This window comes from Streptomyces sp. CRN 30, from assembly GCF_034105845.1.
In genome coordinates, this window is record NZ_JAVRHI010000206.1 from 1 (window position 1) to 7,612 (window position 7,612).

9 protein-coding genes and 1 pseudogene are annotated in these 7,612 nt (G+C 73.8%); 5 read left to right on the forward strand and 5 right to left on the reverse strand.

Annotation, left to right across the window (positions count from 1 at the left end; translation table 11 throughout):
- A pseudogene (locus UW392_RS21980) lies at positions 1-378 on the reverse strand (CDP-alcohol phosphatidyltransferase family protein); the annotation flags it as partial.
- Between the two features lie 487 nt (positions 379-865).
- Here UW392_RS21980 and UW392_RS21985 point away from each other — a divergent pair.
- Both UW392_RS21985 and idi read left to right on the forward strand, forming a co-directional pair.
- Entirely contained in the window at positions 866-1,804 is a 939-nt protein-coding gene (locus tag UW392_RS21985; RefSeq protein ID WP_320776783.1) for a cation diffusion facilitator family transporter, read from the forward strand.
- A gap of 108 nt (positions 1,805-1,912) precedes the next feature.
- Complete coding sequence (gene idi / locus UW392_RS21990; RefSeq protein ID WP_414496563.1) at positions 1,913-2,530, forward strand: isopentenyl-diphosphate Delta-isomerase; 618 nt, start codon at positions 1,913-1,915, stop codon at positions 2,528-2,530.
- Positions 2,531-2,547: 17 nt separating this feature from the next.
- On the opposite strand, the gene UW392_RS21995 is transcribed toward idi, so the two are convergent.
- Positions 2,548-3,096: an ATP-binding protein gene (locus UW392_RS21995; protein ID WP_414496564.1), complete on the reverse strand. Its 549-nt coding sequence runs from the start codon at positions 3,094-3,096 to the stop codon at positions 2,548-2,550.
- A gap of 137 nt (positions 3,097-3,233) precedes the next feature.
- Positions 3,234-3,887 (reverse strand): HdeD family acid-resistance protein, encoded by a 654-nt coding sequence (locus UW392_RS22000; RefSeq protein WP_320776784.1) that lies wholly within the window; start codon positions 3,885-3,887, stop codon positions 3,234-3,236.
- A 69-nt stretch (positions 3,888-3,956) separates the two neighbouring features.
- On the opposite strand from UW392_RS22000, the gene UW392_RS22005 reads away from it, so the two are divergent.
- Positions 3,957-4,706, forward strand: coding sequence for an enoyl-CoA hydratase/isomerase family protein (locus tag UW392_RS22005; RefSeq protein WP_320776785.1), 750 nt, complete (start codon positions 3,957-3,959; stop codon positions 4,704-4,706).
- Here UW392_RS22005 and UW392_RS22010 read toward each other — a convergent pair.
- Positions 4,693-5,328 carry a DJ-1/PfpI family protein gene (locus UW392_RS22010; RefSeq protein WP_320776786.1) on the reverse strand — a complete coding sequence of 212 codons (636 nt, stop codon included), beginning with the start codon at positions 5,326-5,328 and terminating at the stop codon, positions 4,693-4,695. The genes UW392_RS22005 and UW392_RS22010 overlap by 14 nt on opposite strands.
- 24 nt (positions 5,329-5,352) lie before the next feature.
- Positions 5,353-6,324, reverse strand: a complete 972-nt coding sequence (locus UW392_RS22015; protein ID WP_320776787.1) for a GlxA family transcriptional regulator — start codon at positions 6,322-6,324, stop codon at positions 5,353-5,355.
- Positions 6,325-6,462: 138 nt separating this feature from the next.
- Here UW392_RS22015 and UW392_RS22020 point away from each other — a divergent pair, with 138 nt between their 5' ends.
- Together UW392_RS22020 and UW392_RS22025 are read left to right on the forward strand one after the other, a co-directional pair.
- Entirely contained in the window at positions 6,463-7,329 is an 867-nt protein-coding gene (locus tag UW392_RS22020) for an SCO6745 family protein (RefSeq protein ID WP_320776788.1), read from the forward strand.
- 111 nt (positions 7,330-7,440) lie between these two features.
- Positions 7,441-7,566, forward strand: a complete 126-nt coding sequence (locus UW392_RS22025; RefSeq protein ID WP_320776789.1) for an LPFR motif small protein — start codon at positions 7,441-7,443, stop codon at positions 7,564-7,566.
- Positions 7,567-7,612: the final 46 nt, after the last annotated feature.

Below are 7,612 nucleotides of genomic sequence, written 5' to 3' on the forward strand. Positions count from 1 at the left end.
GCCGTCGGCGTCGAGGGCGGCGGTGACGCGGTCGGCGAGGCCGTCCGCGTCGGCGGCCGGCCGGTGACCGGGGACGGCGGAGCGCTCACGGGCCACGGCGCGGGTCAGGGCCGGGCGGGCGGCGGGCTGGACGGTCACGGCCCCCGGCAGGGCGGCGGCCGGGAAGCGCGGGTCCGTGAGACCGAGGCGCAGCGCGTGCAGGTGACCCACGAAGCGGGCGTCCACGAGGGCGACCCGCTGGTCACCGGGGACCTGGGCGAGCAGCGTCTCGGTCTCGCCGGCGTCGGAGGCGACCCGCACGTCGAAACCGAGCGCCCGCAGCTCGCCCTCCAGGGACGCTCCCGGAACCGGCTGACCGGTGAGGATGGCGGTCGACAGACGAACTCACTCCCTGGGTGCCGGCGCTGCCGCGCCGGGCGTGCGCGTGGGTGGAACGCCCCTGGCCCTGGGCGCCGGGCGGCGTGTCGGCAGAGGCTATCGGATGATGAGAAGCGAGCGTTCACCGCGTGTTCACGGCCCGCTCAACCCACTCTGCTCCGCCTCGACCGCGATCATCATCGGTGATTTCGGTCCGGCGCCACAAACCGCCGTTGTGGAACCGCACATTCCAGGCAGCGCGTACGGCGTGCGGTGACGCGCACGGGAGCGCACCGGGCACAGGGTCCGCGTCCCGGGCGCGGTGCCGCGGCCGCACCGCGTGCACGGCGGCTGCGGCGACTGATCGACCACCTGTGACCTGCGGTTCCCTCTACCATCATTTCCGCAGGTCACGGCAGATGACAACGGTGTTCAGCGTCGCGTTGCCCCATACCCCCCACCCGTAGTTGACTGGTGATCCCGAACCGTACGGAGAAGGGCGGACGTCATGGGGGCCGGTCACGATCACGGGCATGCGCACGGAGCGCCGGCCGGCGCGACGGCGACGACCGCGTACCGGGGCAAACTGCGGGTGGCGCTGTCGATCACGCTCGCCGTCATGGTGGTCGAGATCGTCGGCGGCATCGCCGCGGACTCGCTCGCGCTCATCGCGGACGCGGCGCACATGGCGACGGACGCCCTGGGACTCGGGATGGCGCTGCTCGCGATCCACTTCGCGAGCCGCCCGGCCAGCGCGCGGCGCACCTTCGGGTACGCGCGCGCCGAGATACTCGCCGCGCTCGCCAACTGCCTGCTGCTGCTCGGCGTCGGCGGCTACGTGCTGTACGAGGCGGTGCAGCGCTTCCTCACCCCCGCCGCGACGGCGGGAGGCACCACCATCGTGTTCGCGCTGATCGGCCTGGCGGCGAACATGGTCTCGCTCACGCTGCTGATGCGCGGCCAGCGGGAGAGCCTGAACGTGCGGGGCGCGTTCCTCGAGGTGGTCGCGGACGCGCTGGGCTCCGTGGCGGTGCTGCTCTCCGCGGTGATCATCCTGACCACCGGCTGGCAGGCCGCCGACCCGATCGCCTCGCTGGCCATCGGCCTGATGATCGTCCCGCGTACGGTGCGGCTGCTGCGCGAGACCCTCGACGTGCTGCTGGAGTCGGCCCCCGAGGGCGTCGACATGGCCGAGGTGCGCGCGCACATACTCGCCCTGCCCGGCGTGGAGGACGTGCACGACCTGCACGCCTGGACCATCACCTCGGGCATGCCGGTGCTCTCCGCCCATGTCGTCGTCGCCTCCGGGACCCTGAGCGCCACCGGCCACGAGAAGATGCTGCACGAGCTCCAGGGCTGCCTCGGCGACCACTTCGACGTGGCGCACTGCACGTTCCAGCTGGAACCGGGCGGCCACGCGGAGCACGAGGCGAAACTCTGCCACTGAACCGGTCGCGGGCTGCCCGGACCAGGGCGGCGGCACGGCCGTGGAGTGCCGGGAGTGCCGGATCCGTACGGCAGACTTGAAGCTCGACGAACGAGGCGAAGGACAGTTATGCCGAGCACACCTGCCACCGCGATGCACAGTTCACCAGGGGGACACCTCCCGGGCTCCGGGGGAGGCACCACGGAAGCGATCCTGCTGGAACTGGTCGACGAGGACGGCACCACGATCGGCACGGCGGAGAAGCTCTCCGCCCACCAGGCTCCCGGGCGGCTGCACCGGGCGTTCTCCGTGTTCCTCTTCGACGAGCGCGGCCGGCTGCTGCTCCAGCAGCGCGCCCTCGGCAAGTACCACTCCCCCGGTGTCTGGTCGAACACCTGCTGCGGTCACCCCTACCCGGGCGAGGCACCCTTCGCGGCGGCGGCCCGGCGGACGCACGAGGAGCTCGGGGTCTCCCCCTCGCTGCTGGCCGAGGCGGGCACGGTCCGCTACAACCACCCGGACCCGGCCTCGGGCCTGGTGGAGCAGGAGTACAACCACCTCTTCGTGGGACTGGTGCAGTCCCCGCTGCTGCCCGACGCCGAGGAGGTGGGGGCGACCGCCTTCGTGACGCCCGCCGAGCTGACGGAGCGGCACGCGCGGGACACCTTCTCGGCCTGGTTCATGACGGTCCTGGACGCGGCCCGTCCGGCGGTCAGGGAACTGACGGGGCCGGCCGCCGGCTGGTGAGCCGGGGCGGGCGCGTCCTAGAGAAGCGGGGCCGGGTGCAGCGGGAGGACGGCCCAGATCACCTTGCCGCCGCTCGGGGTGTGCTCCATGTCGCACACCCCGCCCGCCTCACGGGCGATCTCCCGGACCAGGAGCAGGCCCCGGCCGCCCGTCCGTGCGTGATCGGTCTCCAGGGCGGTCGGCCGGTAGGGGTGGTCGTCCTCCACCGCGATCCGCACCCACTCGGCACCCACGGCGAGCTCCACGGCGAGCGTCGGCGACAGGAGCGCCGCGTGCTTGACCGCGTTGGTCACCAGTTCGGAGACGATCAGCAGCAGCCCCTGGGCCAGGTCCTCCGTCACGGGCACGCCCTGGCGGGCGAGCAGGTCCCGGACGGCGTGCCGGGCCTGGGGCACCGAGGAGTCGACGGCCGGGGCGGTGAACCGCCAGACCCCTTCGTACGGCAGCCGTGCCGTCGCTCTGCGTCCTCCGCGGGGCGTACCGCCTCCGCCGTCAGGGCGCGGGTCCGGTCCCCGCGCCTCGCTCTCCATCGTCCGGTCGCCACCCTTGCGCTCGATTGTCACCACACGACGAGTGTTGGGAAAGCGCGAGTGCCGTCCCCCCGACTGAACACAAGTCAGCGCGTATCGACGGCTTACGACCGCCCCTGAACACCGGGGGCAGCCGGGTGACCGACCCTGCCGTCGGCGCGCCGACTTCCGAACTATTCGGGTTGTACGTGTTTGTCCCCTGCCGCGTTCCGGCTCCCGTCCTCGGCCATCCGGTCGGAGACCAGCCCGACGACGCGCCGCCCGCCGTAGCCGGTGGCGATCAGCCCGAGCCCGTCGAAGAGCAGCGCGAGCGAGAAGAACGTGCCGATGACGTACTGGCTGCTGCTCGGCCAGGACATCAGCACCAGGATGCCGAGGAGCAGACCGAAGGCACCCTGGACGAGCGTCCAGCCGAACTGCGGGCCGCGCACCACCAGGCTGCCCGCCAGCCGGAAGACCCCGCCGGCCAGGAACAGCAGCGCGGCGAACATGGTGAGGGCCTCGGCGGCCACCTCGGGCATCTTCAGGATGACGACACCGGCCGCCAGGTTCAGGGCGGCGACCACGGCGCCGAGCCAGAAGAAGCCGGTGCCGCGCGCCTGCACCGCGTGCAGCAGGCCGACGACGCCGCCGATCAGCAGCAGCCAGCCGAACAGGAACATCGAGGTCAGCGTGGCGAAACCGGTGTAGAAGAGCCCGACGACGCCCGCGGCCACCAGGACGACACCGAGGACGGCGAGCCAGCCGAAGCCCCGGCTGAGCTTCGTGGTCCCGTCCGCCTTCCCGGCACCCGGCCCCTTCGTGCCCGCCTTCTTCGTGCGCACCATGCGGCAGCCTCCTCGGTCCGGGCCCCCTCAGTGATCGTATGGTCGTGGCGGATGGCTAGCATCCCGTGCATGGAGCCACAGCTGCTGCACCGCGTCACCGACGGGGTCGCCACCGTAGTCGTCCACCATCCGGCCAAGCGCAACGCCATGACCGCCGGGATGTGGCGGGCGCTGCCGCCGCTGCTCGACGGGCTGGCGGCCGACCCCGCCGTCCGGGTGCTGGTGCTCACCGGTGCGGACGGGACGTTCTGCGCGGGAGCCGACATCTCGACGCTACAGGGCTCCGCGGCCGAGGCCCAGGGGCTGGCCGTGCTCGCCGAGGAGGCCCTCGCGGCGTTCCCGAAGCCGACGCTGGCCGCGGTGCGGGGGCACTGCGTGGGCGGCGGGGCGCAGCTCGCGGCCGCCTGCGACCTGCGGTTCGCGGAGGAGGGCGCGCTGTTCGGGGTGACCCCGGCGAAGCTGGGCATCGTGTACGCGGCCTCCTCCACCCGGCGGCTGGTGGCGCTGGTGGGTCCGGCCACCGCCAAGTACCTGCTGTTCTCGGGCGAGCTGATCGACACGGCGCGGGCGCTGCGGACCGGGCTGGTGGACGAGGTGCTGCCCGCGGGCGGTCTGGACAAGCGCGTCGCGGAGTTCGCCGCCGTCCTCGTCGCGCGCTCGGAGCTGACGCAGGCCGCGGCCAAGGAGTTCGCCAACGGGCGTACGGACCGGGACGCCTACTGGGCCGAGCAGGCGCGCGGCAGCGGCGACACCGCGGAGGGCGTCGCCGCGTTCCTGGAGCGCAGACAGCCGCGCTTCACCTGGACTACGTCAGGGTGAAGCGGCTGCCCGCGCGCAGTTCCGCCACGAGGTGCGCGGGCGCCTTCTCGGGGGAGCCCGCGTCGTAGGGCGGCTGCGGGTCGTACTCGGTCAGCAGCTGCACGGCCCGGGCGTGGTCGTCGCCCGCGATCCGGCCGACGAGGGTGAGCCCCATGTCGATGCCGGCGGAGACGCCGGCCGCGGTGACGTACTTGCCGTCGGACACCACCCGCTCCCCCGTCGGCTCGGCCCCGTAGGGCTTCAGGGCGTCGAGGGCCAGCCAGTGCGAGGTGGCGCGCCGGCCGCGGAGGAGCCCGGCGGCGGCGAGCAGCAGGGAGCCGGTGCACACGGAGGTCGTCCAGGTGGTCGTCCGGTCGGCGGTGCGCAGCCAGTCGAGGAGGGCCCCGTTCTCCATCTGTGCGCTCTGGCCGGGGCCGCCGGGCACGACGACGAGGTCCGGGTCCGGCACCTCGGACAGGCTCCGGTCGGCGGTGAGCGCGAGGGCTCCGGTGTCGCTGCGGACGGGTCCGGTCCGCTCGGCGACGAAGACGGTCTCCGCGCCGGGGAGGCGGCCGAGCGTCTCGTAGGGGCCGACGGCGTCCAGGGCGGTGAAGCGGTCGAACAGGACGATGGCGATGCGCATCGGGTTCTCCTTCGGTCCAGCCGGTCAGCGGGTCAGGCGGTCGGGTGCGGGGCGGAACCGGCGGCGGTACTCCGCCGGGGCCGTGCCCAGGGCCTTCACGAAGGCGCGCCGCATCGCCTCCGGGGTGCCGTAGCCGCTGGCGCGCGAGATCTCCTCGACGCCGTCGGCGGTGTCCTCCAGCAGGCGGCGCGCGTGTTCGAGGCGGACCCGGTCCACGTACCGTCCGGGCGGCGTACCGGTCTCGGCCTGGAAGGCGCGGGCGAAGTGGCGGGGTGAGAAGCCGGCGCGGGCCGCGAGCGACTCGACGCTCAGGTCCCCGCCGGGGTGCTCGGTGATGAACTGCTGCACCTCGCGCAACGGCTCCCGCTGCGCGGTCTGCGCGGCGAGCTGGGCGCTGAACTGGGCCTGGTTGCCCGGGCGGCGCAGGAAGACCACCAGGTGGCGGGCGATGGTCAGCGCGGTGGCGCGGCCGAGGTCCTCCTCGACGAGGGCGAGGGCCAGGTCGATGCCGGAGGTGACGCCGGCGGAGGTGGAGACATGTCCGTCGCGTACGTAGACGGGGTCCGGATCGACCTCGATCGCCGGGTGGTCGCGGGCCAGTTCCTCGCAGTACGCCCAGTGGGTGGTCGCCCGGCGGCCGTCCAGGAGGCCCGCCTCCGCCAGCAGGATCGCGCCCGTGCAGACCGAGACCAGCCTCTGTGCGTGCGGGCCGTGCTCGCGCAGCCAGTCGAGGAGCTCCGGGTCGGGCCGGCGGGTTCCCTGTCCCCCGGGGACGAGGAGGGTGTGCGGGGCGGGCGCGTCGGCGAGGTCGGTCAGGGCGAGGTCCGGGACGAGGGTGAGGCCGCTGGAGGTGCGCACGGGGGCGCCGTCCAGGCCGGCCGTGCGGATGGCGTAGCTGCCCGGGACAGCGCTCTCCGCGCCCGCGAAGACCTCCACCGGGCCGGTGACGTCGAGGCTCTGCACTCGGTCGAAGAGGACGACCAGGACGGTTCGCATGCCTCGATGGTGCGGCGGGCGGGGCGATGGCCACAATGACGAGTTCCCCACCTTTCCTGCCATGGCGGGACACCCCCCGGACTGTGACTGTGGGGCGTCCCCTTCCAGACGTACCTACCAGTCGGTAATGTGATGTCAATGAGCACATCCCTGCCGGAGCGCGCCGGACGACACTGCCAGGCCGCTCTCAACACGCTGCACTCGGCGCACTACTTCTCGCCCGACCTCGGACGGGAGCTGGCCGCCGTCGGGGTCGACGACGTCACCGCGGCGTACTTCGCCGTGCGGTCCGCGGCCATGGGCCCGGTGGGCGCGGGGGTGGTGACGGCCACGTTCTTCAACTTCCGGCACGGACTGGTGGCGCGGCACCTCCCCGCCGTCTGGGAGAAGACCACACCGTCCGTCGCGCTCGCCGCACGCGCGCGGGCCGTCGACGCCACCCTGCGGCGGCTGCTCGGCGAGGAGGTCCTCGCCTCCGCGGAGGTCGCCGAGGCGGCCGGGCTCGCCCTGCGCGCCACCGAGGCGTGCGTCCGGACCGCGCGCCCCCTGTACGCCGCCCATGCCGACCTGCCCGTGCCCGAGGCACCGCACCTGGCCCTCTGGCACGCGGCCACGCTGCTGCGCGAGCACCGCGGCGACGGGCACCTGGCCGTCCTCCTCGACGCGGGGCTCGACCCGGTGGAGGCCCTGGTGAGCCACACCGCGACCGGCAAGGGCATGACCCCGAGGGCGGTGCTGGGCACCCGCGGCTGGACGCGGGAGGACTGGGACGCGGCGGCCGGACGGCTCAGGGACCGCGGACTGCTCGACGCCGACGGCGAGTTGACGAGTGCGGGCACCGCCCTGCGCACCGCCGTCGAGGCCGCGACCGACCGGCTGGACCGGGCGCCCTACGAGCACCTGGGCGCGGCGGGCGTCGAACGGCTCACCGAGCTGGGGCGGGCACTGGCGTCGGCCGTGGTCGGGGCGGGCGCGTTCCCGGGCGGGACGTTCGGCAAGAACTGAGGCACGAGGGGTGATTGCTTCCCGGGAGCATGTCGGGTGGCATGGATCGCGCCATGGGCGGTACCCGCCTTCCTACCTGGCCGTGCGGCCGGGAGACGAAAGGGGAGAGACGTGTTCCGCGCGATCGCAGACGTACTGCGGCAGATCGGCTCCGCCATCGCCACCGTCGTGACGCTGCCCTTCCGGGCCCTCGCCCGGTTGTTCGGCGGCGCCTCAAGCTCCGCCCGCCGGGCCTGACCCGGACGTGGGGGGGGGGGGGGGGGGGGGGGGGGGGGGGGGGGGG

What these genes read in the sequence shown, in the direction of transcription:
- UW392_RS22000 (WP_320776784.1), bottom strand. Translation starts at nt 3,887, where the DNA reads ATGGTGCGCACGAAGAAGGCGGGCACGAAGGGGCCGGGTGCCGGGAAG.
- UW392_RS22020 (WP_320776788.1), top strand. Translation starts at nt 6,463, where the DNA reads ATGAGCACATCCCTGCCGGAGCGCGCCGGACGACACTGCCAGGCCGCT.
- UW392_RS22015 (WP_320776787.1), bottom strand. Translation starts at nt 6,324, where the DNA reads ATGCGAACCGTCCTGGTCGTCCTCTTCGACCGAGTGCAGAGCCTCGAC.
- UW392_RS22010 (WP_320776786.1), bottom strand. Translation starts at nt 5,328, where the DNA reads ATGCGCATCGCCATCGTCCTGTTCGACCGCTTCACCGCCCTGGACGCC.
- idi (WP_414496563.1), top strand. Translation starts at nt 1,913, where the DNA reads ATGCCGAGCACACCTGCCACCGCGATGCACAGTTCACCAGGGGGACAC.
- UW392_RS21985 (WP_320776783.1), top strand. Translation starts at nt 866, where the DNA reads ATGGGGGCCGGTCACGATCACGGGCATGCGCACGGAGCGCCGGCCGGC.
- UW392_RS22005 (WP_320776785.1), top strand. Translation starts at nt 3,957, where the DNA reads ATGGAGCCACAGCTGCTGCACCGCGTCACCGACGGGGTCGCCACCGTA.